Raw genomic sequence first — 15,827 nt, 5'->3', positions numbered from 1 at the left:
AGTTGTTTAGGGTGCAAACTGTTTGTTTAGCACCCTAACAACTTTATAGATGGTTTTGTTCAGCAAAATCGTCTGGTAAATCTTTACGTAAGCGTTGCCAAACACTTGCGCTTTTTATGCCGTGTTGGCGAACCACCTGCAAGGCTGCATCCGCAGGGCCTTTTTCAGCAAGCGCGATCAAATCCAAATAGTATTGTTTGGCTAGTTCTCGGGCTTCGGGATCCGCAAAATAGTAAGAGCCGACATGGCTATATAAGCCCTTAAAACCGTTGATAATTAATGCGTAAATTGGATTGCCCGATGCAAAGGCTAAACGATGGTGCAATTGATAATCGAAGGCTGCGAACGCTTCACCAGTTTCTTCAACATCGACATAGCGACCTAGCTCTGTACGGGTAAGTTCGGGATTATTTTTAAGCGCTCCTCGAATAAAAATAACACTGATATTGGTACGTGCAGACAAAAGGTTCTCTACTAACTCAGGAGCGCCGTCTTGGTCCAAACGGGCCAAGGTCTCTAAGATGTTAAGCCCTGATGTTTCCCAAAAATTATTAACTTGAGTTGGTTTACCATGCTGTATCGTCAACCAACCGTCGCGCGCGAGACGCTGTAGTACTTCACGTAGCGTTGTTCGAGTAACGCCTATGACCTCTGCCAATTCGCGCTCAGCGGGTAAAATTGTTCCTGGTGCAAAACGGTTATTCCATATCGATTCGATAATGTACTGTTCGGCAAATCCTGCTGCACTTTTAGCTTTAATAACCATGTGTAACCTTTAATGCGGAAAACGACTAATAAAACAATATAGTAACAAACGATCGGCAATGACAAAAGCAAGTGGTCGGTCGTCATGCCAAACTGAGAACTAAATGCTCATTTATTGACTTAAAGAACCAACATATAGCTTTTTTTGTGCTTATCCAGCTTTAGTTCTTTCTACAGTAGCGATTTTTCTTTACAATTCGCGCGCGTTTACTGGATGAACGCGATTATTTCGAAGGACTCGAGCAGTTGTGTCCGCATCGGCTTATCTATATAGATCGATTGTGGGACTAAAAAACTCCCTACTTCGTGATCGTCGCTACATATTTCGGTAAATGAATTCCCTCAAATTTATATTATCGAGACCCAACTATGACGACTAGTCTTACTCAGTCTTTTGCCAAGAATTTTCTCGGAAACTCTCCGACTTGGTTTAAAAAGGCGATCGTGCTGTTTTTAATTATTAACCCCTTAGTATTTTTCTTGATTGACCCATTTGTTGCTGGATGGTTGTTAATCATTGAATTCATTTTCACACTCGCTATGGCCTTGAAGTGTTATCCGCTTCAACCCGGTGGTTTACTTGCAATTGAAGCCATCGCCATAGGCATGACTAGCCCAGAAATGGTAAAGCATGAATTAGTGCAAAATTTTGAAGTTATTCTGTTGTTGATGTTTATGGTTGCAGGCATCTATTTCATGAAGGACTTGTTGCTTTTTGTTTTCACAAAAATGCTAATCAAAATTAAAAATAAAGCGCTACTGGCACTTTCATTCAGTTTCGCCGGCGCTTTTCTATCAGCCTTCCTAGATGCATTGACTGTCATTGCCGTTGTCATCAGCGTTGCAATTGGCTTTTATAGCATTTATCACAAGGTCGCTTCAGGTAAAACGGCCGACCAAAAACACGACCATACTAAAGACAGCTTGAAGTCTGAAGACTTAGAAGGCTTTCGAGCATTTCTACGTAGCTTAATGATGCACGCTGGTGTAGGTACAGCGCTCGGCGGTGTATGTACCATGGTAGGAGAGCCGCAGAACTTAATTATTGCTGATCAAGCGGGATGGCAATTCTTAGAGTTCTTTTTACGCATGGCCCCAGTTAGTTTACCGGTATTAGTTTTTGGCTTACTGACTTGTTACATCGTCGAAAAACTTGGGGTCTTTGGCTATGGCGCGAAACTGCCAACTGCTGTTTACAAAATTTTGTATGATTACGACAAGCAAGCGGATGCCGATAGAACCAACCGTGACCGGGCAAAACTGATTGTTCAGGCGATTATTTGCGTGTGGTTGGTGATTGGATTAGCACTGCATTTAGCAGCTGTCGGTCTTATCGGCCTCTCAGTTATCATATTTGCGACCGCATTAACCGGTATTACTGAAGAGCACCAGTTGGGTAAAGCATTTGAAGAAGCCTTGCCATTCACCGCGCTACTAGCCGTGTTTTTCTCAATCGTTGCTGTCATTATCAACCTTGACCTATTTGCACCTATTATTGACGCCGTATTGCAAATCGAAGGGCCCGCACAGTTAGTCGCCTTCTATTTGGCCAACGGTGTACTTTCGATGGTAAGTGATAATGTGTTTGTTGGTACGGTATACATTAACGAAGTGAAAGAAGCATGGACTTCTGGTGTGATTACTCGTCCTCAGTTTGACTTACTTGCAGTAGCTATTAATACCGGTACTAACCTGCCTTCGGTTGCTACGCCAAATGGTCAAGCCGCGTTTTTATTCCTATTAACGTCTTCACTGGCTCCATTAATACGTCTCTCGTATGGCCGTATGGTGTGGATGGCGCTACCTTACACTATTGTACTGACGTTTGTGGGACTGCTCGCAGTAGAATTTGCTTTAATCCCCTCGACCGATTGGATGCTAGATAACGGTTGGCTAACTCATCACGTTGCAGCTGCAGCTGATGCGGCAACACACGCAGTATCGAGCCACTAGAAAAATAAACCAGCGGCAGTAAATTTGTCGCTGGTTATTCCCACCTCCATGCCCTGATTTCATCACTTTTTATTAACACTTAGTTAAATATAATTGTATTTTTAGCCCTTAAGGGTCGAAAATCGAAAGAAATCACAAAAAAAACTAATCAACACTTGCAAAATTTTTCAAGATTGGCAAATTGAAATGTCTTGAGGAAGCGAATCAGCTGTGGTTCGCTAAAATTGTACGAAGGGAAAACTATGTGTTCCATTTTTGGAGTTCTTGATATCAAATCTGATGTAAGCGAACTGCGTAAGCAGGCGCTTGAGATGTCAAAACGCTTACGTCACCGTGGTCCTGATTGGTCAGGCATTTACACTGCAGATAATGCGATTCTCGTTCACGAGCGTTTAGCGATTGTCGACGTAAATAATGGAGCTCAACCTCTTTATAATCCAGAAAAAACGCACGCCCTTGCAGTAAATGGTGAAATCTATAACCACAAAGAATTGCGCGCAAATTTAGATGTCGACTTTGACTTCGCAACTGATTCGGATTGCGAAATCATTTTGGCTTTGTATAAGCAAAAAGGTGAGAATTTTCTTGACGATCTCAATGGTATATTTGCTTTTTGCTTATATGACGAAGAGAACGATGCATACTTAATCGGTCGTGACCACATTGGGATTATTCCTTTGTATACCGGTTACGATGATCTCGGTAACTTCTATGTTGCTTCAGAAATGAAAGCACTAACGCCTATATGTAAAACAATTAGCGAGTTCCCTCCAGGTCACTACATGTATAGCAAAGCTAACGGTGGTGAACCGGTGCGTTATTACCAACGCGACTGGGAAGATTTCAGCGCTGTAGAAAACAACCCTGCAAGTGTGGATGATTTACGTGAAGCGCTTGAAGCGGCCGTTAAACGTCAGCTCATGTGTGACGTTCCATACGGCGTACTATTGTCGGGTGGGTTAGATTCATCAATCACGTCAGCGATTACCAAAAAATTTGCAGAGCGCCGCGTTGAAGACAATGACAACAGTGAAGCTTGGTGGCCACAGCTACACTCCTTTGCAGTTGGCCTAGTCGGCTCTCCAGATCTAATCGCAGCCAAAGTGGTAGCGGACCAACTTGGTACAGTGCACCACGAAATCCATTTCACCATTCAAGAAGGTATCGATGCATTACGTGAAGTGATCTACCATCTAGAGACTTACGATGTAACGACTATTCGCGCTTCAACACCTATGTATCTTATGGCTCGTAAGATTAAGGCGATGGGGATTAAAATGGTACTTTCTGGTGAAGGTGCAGACGAAATATTTGGTGGCTATTTGTATTTCCACAAAGCGCCAAATGCTAAAGAATTCCATGAAGAGACCGTGCGTAAATTGCAAAAATTACACATGTTCGATTGTAACCGCGCTAACAAGTCTTTGGCGGCGTGGGGAATCGAAGGTCGAGTTCCATTCTTGGACAAAGAATTCATTGATGTTGCAATGCGCTTAAACCCAGCTGCCAAAATGTGTGGCAACGGTAAAATGGAAAAACACATTTTGCGTGAAGCCTTTGAAGACTATCTACCGGCTAGTGTAGCTTGGCGTCAAAAAGAACAATTCTCAGATGGTGTTGGCTATTCTTGGATTGATACTTTAAAAGAACACGTTGAAGCAGAAGTAAGTGACCAACAGTTAGAAACAGCAGCTTTCCGATTCCCGATTAATACTCCGGATACTAAAGAAGGCTATTTTTATCGAACTATGTTCACCGAACACTTCCCACAAGATACCGCTGCGCAGTGTGTACCTGGTGGTAAGTCAGTTGCTTGTTCAACACCCGAAGCCATCGCTTGGGATGCTAGTTTTGCAAACAATGCCGATCCTTCAGGTCGCGCAGTATTGTCAGTACACAACGAAGCTTACGACGGCGAATAAGCCATTGTAAGATGAAACAACGCCACGCCTAGCGTGGCGTTTTTATTTGAGCAAAGGGTAAAGCGTGCGTAAATTTTTAATCTTTGATTGTGACGGTACTTTGGTTGAAAGTGAGTATTGGTGCCAACATGGGCTTGAACTTAAGTTTCGAGACTATGGTATCAATATAAGCACCGAGGAACTTATTAAGCGATTCAAGGGGATTAAGCTCGATTTAATACTTAAAGAGATTTCGCAGCAATTTTCGACATCCTTCGCAGACAACTTCGAAGTTGAGTACCGAGCGTTGGTTGCTGATCTGCTTACCCAGCATATTGAGCCCTGCCCCGGTGTTTTACATGCCTTAGAGCAACTAAAATTCCCCATGTCCGTTGCATCTAATGGACCCCATTCCAAAACACTTAGGTCTCTACAGCTTACCGGTTTAGACAGCTATTTTGAGCAGCATATTTTTAGTGCCTATGACGTTCAAGCTTGGAAACCAGATCCGCGTTTGTTTTTACACGCAGCAACGCAAATGTCCGCTCAAGCAAGTGAGTGTATTGTTATCGAAGATAGTCTGGTAGGGGTTGAAGCAGCACTCAAAGCTGGGATGCATTGTATTTACTATGACCCACAAAGTTTAGGGTTTAAGAGCTCACAGGTCACAATCATCAATCACATGAACCAGCTTGTTGAAGCGGTCACAAAAATATAGTCTCTTGAACTAGGCCAGCTTAGTTAAGACCACAGCATTTTTTGAATTTTTTACCACTATTGCATGGGCAAGGGTCGTTACGTTTAGCGACTTTTTCAACTTGCGTAGTTTTTGGAGTTTCAAGTAGCGCAGTCAGTGCCTTTATGTCTTCGTCTTTGTTAGCGTCGACGTTGATGTTCGCGTGCAGCTTATTGGCCAAAAGTAATTCATTAATCTCGAGTTCGCGCTGTTGATTAACTACGCTTAACTCCAAAGGAAACTCCGCACTACCCAGTTTGTTTTGACGCTTGGTATTAAAGCCAGAGCTTTGATATTTGGGTTTAGGAGTAATACGACCTTTGTAGAAGAACTTGGACATGGAGCTGCCTTTAATAGAGAGTAAATCGATTTGGCAGTGCTTATACACCAAAACCAAACCTAAGTCCTACTTTTTCTCGAAAATACCCGCGCCTATGAATCAATAATTCGTAGGGCTTTAAAAACCATTGCTTAACATTATCAGCTATGGCTGGCTTGTATTGGCTTGATTTCAGTGAAAATTGTTTTGTCGTTGAATAAATTGCGAACAGAGCGCTTAGCGTAATGATTGGGGTAATAGTGCCTCAATAGCGAAGTATTGCTCTAAGTTAAAAAAAGCTAAGCTGAAATAGGCCAAGCTACTCCAAAAAATAATTGACGCGAGTAATAAACTAAAGGTTTTTACTGCATTTTGATTGAGCTGTTTAGCAATGAATGTATAGCTGGGGATCCCTACAATTATCGGCGCCAATATTGCCATGGCAACTTGACCATAGGTGTTCCACATTTTCACAAACCGTTTCAAACGAGGCTTAAACGCTGGCTTTGTTTTACTACGAAATAGCTCCGAATAAATTGGCGCTAGACGCCATGCAATATATGCTGCGAATAAAGCTGGGATGACAGTAAAAGTCAGCATTTCAATATATGAGTAGGACAAAGTCGCCGCGATCATTGGACCCGAATAAGTTTTCCACAAGCTAAGAATAGCTATGGTTAAAGCAATAAGTAGATAGGGTTCAAACGCGATTTGCAAAGGAGCATCCTTGATGGCCGATTGTACGTAAAGAGTTTCATCTCGTGTTTAGTATAAAGAAATGTCGACTCACGAATGTAAATTTCCCTGCTTTATTGTCGAAACTCTATACCAGACTATACGGTTAACTGCAGCAGTCCAAGCTCTTGAGCAAGCCCACCAACCTCCACTTTAAGAATACTTAGTCCCCGACATTCAACCGATGCGGTGATGATTGACCGACAGTTCATCGCCCTACCTTGCTCAAAGATAAATTTGCCGGATCGTTTGTCGCTAACATATTTGCTTAAGTAGCATGCTAATGCTCCGCTAGAGCTTCCCGTAGCTGATTCTTCTGGTATGCCAAATAGCGGCGCAAAGTTGCGACAACTAGCTGTCAGAGAGCTTTCTTGGTCGCACAATTCGAAAGCATGTAAACCGACCAGCCCATGGTCTTTACAAAATTGCGTGAGTAAATGCTCGTTAATTTGTATTTGATCTAAGTAGCCCAGTGGCACCGGTACAATAACATCGGGTAAGCCAGTTGAAATAGCCTCAGCTAGAAGTTGTGTTGAGTCGAGGATTGTTGCAGGAATGCCAATCAACGCTGATATTTGCGTGCTAGCAAACACCTCTAGATATTCAGGTGGCTTTAACTCCATAACGATAAAACCGCCGGGCTCTATAACGACAGCGAGCAAACCAGCTTTGGTTCGTTGTACATATCGGCCATGGGTGATCATTGCCTTTTTATACAGCATAGAGAAAGCGGCTAAGGTGGCGTGCCCACAAAAGTCGACTTCACCCGTAGTCGTGAAAAATGACAATTCAAAGTCAACGCTAGGTTGATCAGCTTTAGATACAAACGCAGTTTCTGAATAAGCGACGGCTTGCGCTATGGTTAACTTCTGGTCATAGGACAGGTGATCAGCGATTAGCACCACACCAGCAGGGTTTCCTCCACTTCCATTGTCGGTAAAGGAATTGACCAAATAAACATCTATTTCCAGCACAGTTCGTTTCTCCGTTTACACATTTTTTTAGAATCATAATGACCCAAAGCTAGACGCCGACGACAAATGGCCAAAGTTAACTTAACTATTCTATTATTAGACTATCTGATATCTATAAAACATGACATTACTGTAAGCTGGCTGCGCTAGCAACTCACCTTCGACTTGAGGCTCCGACAAAAATAAATCTGGTTCAAACAAAGCATTCTTATCCAATTATCGGCATCAGTGTGTTTAGTCAGTACTAAACCAGTTGCGACAAGCTCGGTTGGTCATTTGAGTTATGAAGAGCCTTTGACTCGTAGTTACTAAATTGCCTGCCTAAATTGACTAGTACGGCAGTTTACTCATCTTCTTAACCACCTCTTTAGAGATATAAACTCCAAACTGCAACAAATGACTTGCTGGCAGGGATTTAGATGATCTTTATCAAATATTAATCATCGCTAATGGTCAGAATAAGCCAAATCATTCATTTTTGGAGCTCTAATCATGTTGTACATGCAGTTTCTATTTCTTCTCGGCATTTTGTATGCTGGTAGCCGTTTTGGCGGTCTTGGTCTCGGGGTTGTGTCCGGTATTGGCTTAGTCGTACAAGTTTTTGTATTTCAAATGCCACCAACCTCGCCTCCCGTGACTGTGATGCTCATTATCATGGCCGTCGTAACTTGTGCGTCCATTTTAGAAGCGGCAGGTGGATTAAAATTTATGTTACAGATCGCAGAGAAAATACTGCGTTCAAATCCAAGTAAAATCTCTTTCTTAGGTCCACTGGTAACCTACACCATGACGTTTTTGTTGGGTACTGGCCATGCTGTTTATTCAGTCATGCCTATTATCGGTGATGTGGCGCTAAAAAATGGAATTAGACCGGAACGTCCAATGGCAGCTGCTTCAGTCGCGTCACAAGTAGGGATTACTGCGAGCCCATTGTCAGCGGCTGTTGTTTATTACCTAGCTCAACTATCTAATATTGATGCCAATATAACCCTCTTTAGCATCTTAGGTGTCACCATTCCTGCAACACTTTGCGGCGTATTTGCGCTTTCTTTATATAGCGTGCGTCGCGGTAAAGAGTTAGACGACGATCCTGAATTTCAAGCGCGACTTAAAGATCCAATCTGGTCAGAGAAAATAAAGTCCTCCACGGCGACGACGCTAAACGATAAGCTTCCAGCATCATCGCGACATGCTGTATACCTTTTCTTGTTGGCCATCGCTGTTATTGTGGTCATCGCAATGTTTCCAGAGATCCGCACCATCGCAGATGCTGAGAAACCCTTAAAAATGAGCGTCGTTATTCAAATGATGATGCTTGCGTTTGGTGGTGTAATTTTGTTAGTCACACGCACTAAAGCATCTACAGTGCCTGATGGAGTGGTGTTTAAATCGGGGATGGTCGCAGCCTTAGCCATTTACGGGATAGCATGGATGAGTGACACTTACTTCCAATATGCCATGCCTGCGTTTAAAGGTGGGATTATCGATATGGTCCAAAGCTACCCTTGGACCTTTGCGTTAGCACTATTTGTGGTTTCTGTTGTAGTTAATAGCCAGGCAGCAACTCTAATTATGATGCTACCCGTGGCCCTCGGAATGGGACTCCCCCCCGCATTAGTGATTGGTATTATGCCTGCTTGCTATGGCTATTTCTTTATCCCTAATTACCCATCAGATATTGCCACCTGCAACTTTGATGTTTCAGGAACAACGAAAATTGGTAAGTACTATTTTAACCACAGCTTTATGGCACCCGGTCTCATTTCTGTGATTACTTCATGTTTGGTCGGTTATGCACTTGCTCAGGTCATCATCGCTTAAGCACTATCTCAAAAAATAGTAGCCCCGTTACTTGGGGCTACGTTGCACTATCCGTCACTGAAGTCCTTAAAGCGCGTTTTACGATGAAATAGGCAATCCGAGAAGTCCATTAAACTTTGGCATGGCTCAGCAGTTTATTAAGTTTATTGGTGTCTATTAAACCTTTCTCATCCACCTCCAAAAAGAATGGCAGTTGCCAACGCTGAGTTTTTTTGCCAGATGCGGAAAATACCTTGGTGCCAACTGTTCCACGATCTTGGCTCCACGGCGCGAAAACTCTAAACCCAGTTTTTCCTTTGCTTGTTGGCGACGAAACGATTCCTTTATCAACTAAAACAGAGACAGGGAATACAAACAGACCACAGTTAAGGCTTTGTTCAATCTCATCAGAGATCATTGAATGGCCCTCCACCCGTACAAACAAAAAATCTAAGTCACTGGATGTGTACGGCACTGGTTTGTTTGCCTCAGTAGCTTGCGGAGCTGGGCGTTGCCAAAGGGCTAAAAAAGCACCAGGTCTATCAGGTGTAACCTTGCCTTTGCGATAAACAATACGTTTATCATTAAGTGAAAAATGTAAGGCGTCATACTTAACACTTTCAGCTACTGGATCTAAGCTTACCTTGCTGCTTATTAGATATCCTGCGGGTACAAACTCTTGAGTTAATAGGCGTAGTATCTCATCGCGATAGTTTTTTTTAAGCAAAGAAACACCCTTTATAGTTGTTGACGACGCTATAAACACAGCGCGGTACAGTAGTTTATTCCCTAGCCTACACCATGCGATTGGGCAGCCCAACTCTACGTGAAAATAACAAATCAGCATACCCGTCTTGTTCAATTTTCGTTTGCTCATAGACTCGGCCATCTAATGCCGAGCTTGCCCAGCAATACAAAGCTTACCGTTAACAGCCATTGCATCACTGTTATTGGTTTAGCCTTTTATTATTTAAGAATACTCTTTCCAGAGAACATTTTGTCTACCAAAGAATGGCCGTAGCATATTTAAGCGATCTGCACTGTGCTAGTCTATTCTTTTACCTCTAGATATTGCGGTTTTCTTTGTTTTCTAAGCACAAATATACCCTGGCGGGATGCGCCGCTATCTTGCTTTGGAGCACCATTGTTGCCTTTATCCGCAATGTTGCAGAACAGCTTGGGCCAGTCGGCGGCGCTGCAATGATTTACACCCTCAGTTCGGTAATTTTGGTATTAGTGCTTGGAGCACCAAAGCCTAGCCAATTCTCTACCAAGTATCTAGTTGTTGGCGGCGGATTATTTGTAAGCTACGAAATGTGTCTGGCTTTGTCTTTGGGCATGGCAAACAACAAGCTTCAGGCCGTCGAAATGAGCGTAATTAATTACCTTTGGCCGGCTTTAACTGTGTTACTAGCGGTGATCGTAAGCCGGCAGTCAGTGAGTAAATGGTTATATCCAGCAATGGCAATGGCGTTCTTCGGGGTTGCTTGGACAGTGACTGGTGAGCAAGGTCTTTCGATTACAGAGTTAACAAGCAATGTCGCCAGCAATCCGACTAGCTATCTCTTGGCGTTTAGTGGGGCGTTTATTTGGGCCATTTACTGCAATATTACCAAACGTTTGGCAAATGGACGCAATGCGATTGCCTGGTTTTTCATCGCAACCGCCATTGCTCTTTGGCTAAAGTACTTTCTGAGCGAGCAGCCAGCAATGGTATGGAGTGGAGAAACCCTGCTGAATTTGGTTTTAGCCTCTATCGCTATGGCTGGTGGTTATGGACTGTGGAACATAGCCATTATTGGCGGCAACATGGTGCTACTGGCCACACTGTCCTATTTCACGCCAATCTTATCGGCTTTTTTCTCTGCGCTAATTTTTGGAATTAGTTTAGGCACTACATTTTGGCAGGGCGTCATCATGGTGTCATTGGCGTCATTGAGTTGCTGGTATTTCACTCGTGAAAATCCCGATATTTAGTCGATACCGCGCATGTTTTACATCGTTGATTTCGTCACATTATCGATTCAGTACTTGGCTTTGCGCCGCGCAGAACACTAAAGGCTTATTGGTGTGAAGTACTTGATCGGAACCTGCAAACTTCTTTATTGCTTTAGAGTGCCTATCTAGCTGTACATTGCGCCGAGTATACTCGAAGCGGAGATACCGAAAAAGAACAACCACGACAGATGTTTGCCATGAGAAAAAAGTAGTGACACGATCCCACTTATAGCAAAGACTATACTAATTGTGACTAGGATTTCAGCATGAGTGCTGTCACTAGGGTGAGATAGAAAATACAGTATCGCGGCAAATCCCCACCAGGCTATCGTCGTAAGGTGCCAAGCAAATCTTAGGACCCGCTTCGTAAACCAATCACTTCCAAGTAACTTTGGTAAATTGTCGCGTCTAAACAAGCGGATCAGTATAAATTTTTCGCCTAAGTATGAATGAACAAACCCGATAATAATCAATAAACAACACCCTACAAGTAACATGCCTGCTCCCATGCAGCGAACACCGTGAAAATTTTCTTTTAGATCTAACCCCGTTGCTTAGGTGCGAGAACTGTACGAACCATTTTTTGTGCAACTACTGGCTCTTGGTTATAAGTCGTTTCGAATGTGTCTATAACATTGAATCCATGCTCTTGGTACAATTGCTTCGCCCTCTTATTTGAACGTACAACGTATAAGTATGCCTGTTCTTGTATAAGTGATAACGAAAATACAAATAAGGTCTTTCCTACGCCCTTACCCCTAGATTCAGAGCTAACAAATAGAGCTCGAATTTCTTTTCCATAAACAGCTGCATAGCCAACAATACAATTGAGATCTTCGTACACATAGATATCGGACTCCAACAGTCCATTTAATCTCACCTTGTCATTCTCTAAAGGTAACAGGGTAAAAAGGGTGTCTTCAAATTTGAGCTCATCAAGCTTTGAGCTATCATAGATTCTAAATATGGCTGGTAAATCATCGCGTTTAAAAGCTCGGATGCTCATTCTGTCCCTTTGACCTTTCGTCCGCTAAGTTAGAAATAAATGCAATTTATTCTACAAAACTATAAACCACTAACTATCTTTTCTAAATGGGCATCGGAAAAATCAGATAAACACCTAAGCTTGATATGGGATTTACTATATTTTTCGTCATTGAACTTCAAACTAGGTGGGACAACTACCGTTTTCATTTTTGCTCTATTCGCTGATGTAACTCCAGTGATCGAGTCTTCAAAAGCAATACATTGTGTTGGCTCGACATCTAATTTTTGTGCTGTAGTTAAGTAAACTGCAGGATCGGGTTTCCCTCTAAACTCATTTTCAGAAGAGCAAGTCGCATGAAAGTATTCAGTTATATTAAGCTTTTCCAGAACTATAGGGATTAGTCTAGAAGGCGCATTCGTTGACAAGCCTATTTTAATTTCCTTTTCCTTAAAGAAATCTAAAATATCTATAACGCCATTCATGGGAACGCCTTGCAGCGAAATCAGTGTTGCTACACGGTCTATAACGTCATTTTCAACTTGCTCTAAACTTTTACCTATCCAAGGAAAAAGCTTAAACCAAAACTCGGTTACTTCTCGCGTAGTCATCGCTGCTGTTTTTGATGACAGTTCATCAGTAACTTTTACTCCGACTGATGAGAAAACTTGTTTTTCAGCCTCTTTCCACATCGGTTCTGAATCAATCAGAGTCCCATCCATGTCAAAAATTGCAGCTTTTATCATTTTTCATCCGTTTTAGTGCAGATAAACCACCGAGCATCTCAGCCCAACAAAACTCTTAGGAAGCGCTAAAACAATACTTAATCGCTTCGGGGTTTGGCTGGTAAGCTAGAGACTAATCTTCCAAATAAGGATAGTCGGTTAAACCTTGTACCCCACCACCGAATAGCGTCTCAGGTTGATGGGTGTTCCAAGCTCTACCTAGGGCAATACGCTTGGGCAAATCAGGATTAGCAATAAACGGACGTCCAAAGGCTATCATATCGGCGAAGCCGTCAAGCACGTTTTGCTGCGCTCGCTCAGCCGTATACTTACCCGCGTAAATGATGATGCCATCAAACACATCACGAATGGCTTGTTTAAACTCTTTGCTCATCACTGGCGCGTCGTCCCAATCGGCTTCAGCAATGTGTAAGTAGGCAATGTTGTGTCGATTCAGTAACTTGGCGGCTGCGGTGTAGGTTTCGATAGGATCATCGTCAACGGTACCATTTAGCGTTGTTAATGGTGCAAGGCGCACCCCTACTCGCTGGGGGCCCACCACACTGACCATTGCGGTCACGACTTCATCGAGAAAGCGCAGCCGATTATCTAAGCTGCCACCATATTCGTCACTACGATTATTAGCTTGCGAGTCGATGAACTGATTCACTAGATAACCGTTGGCAGCATGTAGTTCAACGCCGTCAAACCCCGCATCTAAGGCATTTTGGCTTGCCCTCTTAAATTCTCCAATCACTGTTTTTATGTCTTGCTTGTTCATTGCTCGCGGCATTACAGTTTCGACGAAACCAGGATCTGAATCGCCATTGTCGATGAACACCCGCACGTTTTCAGCTTTTAAGGCGCTTGATGAAATTGGAGTCTGCCCATTGGTGTTTTCAAAGTGAGTGACCCGCCCAACATGCCATATCTGCGCAAAAATACAGCCGTCGTTGTCATGCACAGCCTTAGTGATTCGTTTCCAACCTTGTACTTGCTCAGGCGAATAAATACCAGGAGTCCAAGCATAGCCTTTACCAAGCTCAGAGATTTGCATTCCTTCAGCAATAATCAAACCCGCGCTGGCGCGCTGTGCATAATAGCGAGCCATCATTTCATTGGGTATATCACCGGGCTGCGATGCTCTAGAACGAGTCATGGGCGGCATTACAATTCTGTTTTTTAGCGTTAGCTCACCGAGTTGCACACTGTTAAATAAAGAGTCAAACATTGGTATTTCCCGATATAGATTATGACGATAGTTTACCTGATTTTGTTAGCTGTCGGTGCCCATCAATGAACAAAACACTTACACCTGTAAACAACAAGGTGCTGATCTAGATTTCAACTTACTTCCCATCCTATAACGATGCAATTTGAAAGGAGTGTTACTGGTTTTAGAACATACTGGTTTCAAGTTTCAACAACTTTTTCTTTAAAGCGAGGCCCCCAGCATAGCCGGTTAAGTTACCATCGCTTGCGATAACCCGATGGCACGGCACAATAATAGCTAAGGCGTTGGCACCATTGGCGGCACCAACGGCTCTAATCGCTTTAGACTCACCAATCGCATCGGCCAACTGTGCGTAGCTTGTGGTTTTTCCATAGGGGATCTGAAGCAGCTGTTGCCACACTAATTTTTGAAAACTGGTTCCCACCAGTAATAAGGGCAAATCAAATTGCTGTCGTTGCCCTAATAAGTATTGTTCCACCTGCTGCGCGCCCTGACGATTTGTGTCACAGCTATGCTCGCGTACTGATACTCCCAATTGTTGTTGCAAACGACCCTCAATCTGAGCACCTTGTTTTCGGTATTGATAATCAAACATACATAGTTGTTGTTGGTAGCTCGCCGCTACGAAATGGTAGCTACCAATTTTAAAAAACTCTTTTTCTATGTATGGCATACCGTAAGCCTTCGTTTGTAAATCGTGTTCGATGAAACGTTAATGCTATTCATTTGGAATACAAAGACAGCTGTCGCAAGGTATCTCCTAGCGCGGCAAAATACACAAAACAGGCTTCGCTGATTAAAACTCGGTGTTCATTGTTCGGATAAACCAGTGCTGGTCCGTTTTCCATGGTACCACTGACCAAAAATTGATTAACCAAGCTTGTTTGTGACTCCAATACGCTTTCAAACGCACGCGCCATTAACTCGGTTGGGTCACTATAATAGATGCGGCCCTGAGCTTTATCTAATGCAAAGGCTTGATGAGCGTAATAATTAGCTTGCTTCCCATCCTGGGTTAAAATACTACTTGAAAAGAAGTGTTCTAAGCGTTGATTTAGAGGATGTTTTGCCTTGGTTTTCTGGTTCAACCATTGCTCTGACGCAAATTTTGCTTTGGAATGTGGGTAGAGCTTATTCACAATATAGTGGTCAAAAGCATGCCACCATTCATGTGCTAGCGCCCCGCCGCCAGCATTTTTCGCTAGGGCTAAGGTTCTCTCACCAGGAGCGTAATGCGCTTGAACGTTTTTTTGACCTCCAGTTCCAAAGGCCAAATTCAAACTATTACGCAAGCCTATCACTTCACTGGGGACATTGAGCAAATAAGCAAGATCAGCAAAGGCATCGTAAAACAGATTAGCGGCAAGTTGTTGCTCGTCCTTACTCACCCACCGGCCTATTTTTATCGTAAGAAAACCAAACTCTTGCTTAATTTCGGTGAAACCTAAGTTTTCACCAAAACGATAATCTGGTCCATGTCGAGTAAAGCGACCTTGGAGGCGACTATATTTGGCTGCCATCACTCTCGGCGGCTTGCTTGCGTTCTAGGCGCATGGCCAACATCCGTTGCTTCGCGCAATGCATGCTCCACAACCACAGACCAACACAAGCACTACTGATAAAAAGCGCTATCCAGTGTCCATTGATTGAAGCCCAAAGTAATGTCGCAAAGCTGACTAAGGGCCAAAATATACTAAACATC

Annotated in this window: 16 protein-coding genes; 5 read left to right on the top strand and 11 right to left on the bottom strand. The window is 43.1% G+C overall.

What is annotated here, in order from left to right:
- Positions 1-43 precede the first annotated feature (43 nt).
- Positions 44-766, bottom strand: coding sequence for a fatty acid metabolism transcriptional regulator FadR (gene fadR, locus DBZ36_RS04670; RefSeq protein WP_120353761.1), 723 nt, complete (start codon positions 764-766; stop codon positions 44-46).
- 368 nt (positions 767-1,134) lie between these two features.
- On the opposite strand from fadR, the gene nhaB reads away from it, so the two are divergent.
- From nhaB to DBZ36_RS04655, 3 genes are all read left to right on the top strand, one after another.
- Positions 1,135-2,718: a sodium/proton antiporter NhaB gene (gene nhaB, locus DBZ36_RS04665; RefSeq protein WP_120353760.1), complete on the top strand. Its 1,584-nt coding sequence runs from the start codon at positions 1,135-1,137 to the stop codon at positions 2,716-2,718.
- A gap of 242 nt (positions 2,719-2,960) precedes the next feature.
- Positions 2,961-4,640 (top strand): asparagine synthase B, encoded by a 1,680-nt coding sequence (gene asnB, locus DBZ36_RS04660; protein ID WP_120353759.1) that lies wholly within the window; start codon positions 2,961-2,963, stop codon positions 4,638-4,640.
- A gap of 64 nt (positions 4,641-4,704) precedes the next feature.
- Entirely contained in the window at positions 4,705-5,337 is a 633-nt protein-coding gene (locus DBZ36_RS04655; protein ID WP_120353758.1) for an HAD-IA family hydrolase, read from the top strand.
- Positions 5,338-5,356: 19 nt separating this feature from the next.
- On the opposite strand, the gene DBZ36_RS04650 is transcribed toward DBZ36_RS04655, so the two are convergent.
- From DBZ36_RS04650 to DBZ36_RS04640, 3 genes are all read right to left on the bottom strand, one after another.
- Positions 5,357-5,695 (bottom strand): PBPRA1643 family SWIM/SEC-C metal-binding motif protein, encoded by a 339-nt coding sequence (locus DBZ36_RS04650; RefSeq protein WP_120353757.1) that lies wholly within the window; start codon positions 5,693-5,695, stop codon positions 5,357-5,359.
- Positions 5,696-5,911: 216 nt separating this feature from the next.
- Complete coding sequence (locus DBZ36_RS04645) at positions 5,912-6,391, bottom strand: hypothetical protein (protein ID WP_120353756.1); 480 nt, start codon at positions 6,389-6,391, stop codon at positions 5,912-5,914.
- Positions 6,392-6,507: 116 nt separating this feature from the next.
- On the bottom strand, positions 6,508-7,383 hold the full coding sequence (locus tag DBZ36_RS04640; RefSeq protein ID WP_233558096.1) for a PhzF family phenazine biosynthesis protein: 876 nt from the start codon (positions 7,381-7,383) through the stop codon (positions 6,508-6,510).
- 492 nt (positions 7,384-7,875) lie between these two features.
- On the opposite strand from DBZ36_RS04640, the gene DBZ36_RS04635 reads away from it, so the two are divergent.
- Positions 7,876-9,204, top strand: a complete 1,329-nt coding sequence (locus tag DBZ36_RS04635; protein WP_120353755.1) for an anaerobic C4-dicarboxylate transporter — start codon at positions 7,876-7,878, stop codon at positions 9,202-9,204.
- Between the two features lie 109 nt (positions 9,205-9,313).
- Here DBZ36_RS04635 and DBZ36_RS04630 read toward each other — a convergent pair whose 3' ends face one another.
- Positions 9,314-9,910: a MepB family protein gene (locus DBZ36_RS04630; RefSeq protein ID WP_120353754.1), complete on the bottom strand. Its 597-nt coding sequence runs from the start codon at positions 9,908-9,910 to the stop codon at positions 9,314-9,316.
- 356 nt (positions 9,911-10,266) lie between these two features.
- On the opposite strand from DBZ36_RS04630, the gene yddG reads away from it, so the two are divergent.
- Positions 10,267-11,160: an aromatic amino acid DMT transporter YddG gene (yddG, locus tag DBZ36_RS04625; protein WP_120353753.1), complete on the top strand. Its 894-nt coding sequence runs from the start codon at positions 10,267-10,269 to the stop codon at positions 11,158-11,160.
- Positions 11,161-11,722: 562 nt separating this feature from the next.
- Here the strand turns inward: yddG and DBZ36_RS04615 are convergent.
- The 6 genes from DBZ36_RS04615 to DBZ36_RS04590 all read right to left on the bottom strand — a co-directional run bounded on the left by DBZ36_RS04615 (position 11,723) and on the right by DBZ36_RS04590 (position 15,826).
- Positions 11,723-12,187, bottom strand: coding sequence for a GNAT family N-acetyltransferase (locus DBZ36_RS04615; RefSeq protein WP_120353751.1), 465 nt, complete (start codon positions 12,185-12,187; stop codon positions 11,723-11,725).
- 59 nt (positions 12,188-12,246) lie between these two features.
- Positions 12,247-12,912, bottom strand: a complete 666-nt coding sequence (gene hxpB, locus DBZ36_RS04610) for a hexitol phosphatase HxpB (protein WP_120353750.1) — start codon at positions 12,910-12,912, stop codon at positions 12,247-12,249.
- 112 nt (positions 12,913-13,024) lie between these two features.
- Positions 13,025-14,122 (bottom strand): alkene reductase, encoded by a 1,098-nt coding sequence (locus tag DBZ36_RS04605; RefSeq protein ID WP_120353749.1) that lies wholly within the window; start codon positions 14,120-14,122, stop codon positions 13,025-13,027.
- Positions 14,123-14,288: 166 nt separating this feature from the next.
- Complete coding sequence (locus DBZ36_RS04600; RefSeq protein ID WP_120353748.1) at positions 14,289-14,798, bottom strand: methylated-DNA--[protein]-cysteine S-methyltransferase; 510 nt, start codon at positions 14,796-14,798, stop codon at positions 14,289-14,291.
- A gap of 49 nt (positions 14,799-14,847) precedes the next feature.
- Positions 14,848-15,645 carry a CLCA_X family protein gene (locus DBZ36_RS04595; protein WP_120353747.1) on the bottom strand — a complete coding sequence of 266 codons (798 nt, stop codon included), beginning with the start codon at positions 15,643-15,645 and terminating at the stop codon, positions 14,848-14,850.
- A complete protein-coding gene (locus DBZ36_RS04590) occupies positions 15,629-15,826 on the bottom strand; it encodes a hypothetical protein (protein WP_120353746.1) in 198 nt (65 codons plus the stop codon). The genes DBZ36_RS04595 and DBZ36_RS04590 overlap by 17 nt, the downstream gene beginning before the upstream one ends.
- Position 15,827 lies beyond the last annotated feature (1 nt).

This window comes from Alginatibacterium sediminis, from assembly GCF_003610775.1.
In the GTDB taxonomy this organism is placed as follows: domain Bacteria; phylum Pseudomonadota; class Gammaproteobacteria; order Enterobacterales; family Celerinatantimonadaceae; genus Alginatibacterium; species Alginatibacterium sediminis.
The sequence above is the reverse complement of the archived record's forward strand: the minus strand, read 5'-3'. Positions and strand labels throughout refer to the sequence as shown.

Coding starts and splice junctions, on each gene's coding strand:
- DBZ36_RS04590 (WP_120353746.1), bottom strand. CDS start 15,826: ATGTTTAGTATATTTTGGCCCTTAGTCAGCTTTGCGACATTACTTTGG.
- nhaB (WP_120353760.1), top strand. CDS start 1,135: ATGACGACTAGTCTTACTCAGTCTTTTGCCAAGAATTTTCTCGGAAAC.
- fadR (WP_120353761.1), bottom strand. CDS start 766: ATGGTTATTAAAGCTAAAAGTGCAGCAGGATTTGCCGAACAGTACATT.
- DBZ36_RS04650 (WP_120353757.1), bottom strand. CDS start 5,695: ATGTCCAAGTTCTTCTACAAAGGTCGTATTACTCCTAAACCCAAATAT.
- asnB (WP_120353759.1), top strand. CDS start 2,961: ATGTGTTCCATTTTTGGAGTTCTTGATATCAAATCTGATGTAAGCGAA.
- DBZ36_RS04635 (WP_120353755.1), top strand. CDS start 7,876: ATGTTGTACATGCAGTTTCTATTTCTTCTCGGCATTTTGTATGCTGGT.
- hxpB (WP_120353750.1), bottom strand. CDS start 12,912: ATGATAAAAGCTGCAATTTTTGACATGGATGGGACTCTGATTGATTCA.
- DBZ36_RS04595 (WP_120353747.1), bottom strand. CDS start 15,645: ATGGCAGCCAAATATAGTCGCCTCCAAGGTCGCTTTACTCGACATGGA.
- DBZ36_RS04600 (WP_120353748.1), bottom strand. CDS start 14,798: ATGCCATACATAGAAAAAGAGTTTTTTAAAATTGGTAGCTACCATTTC.
- DBZ36_RS04605 (WP_120353749.1), bottom strand. CDS start 14,122: ATGTTTGACTCTTTATTTAACAGTGTGCAACTCGGTGAGCTAACGCTA.
- DBZ36_RS04615 (WP_120353751.1), bottom strand. CDS start 12,187: ATGAGCATCCGAGCTTTTAAACGCGATGATTTACCAGCCATATTTAGA.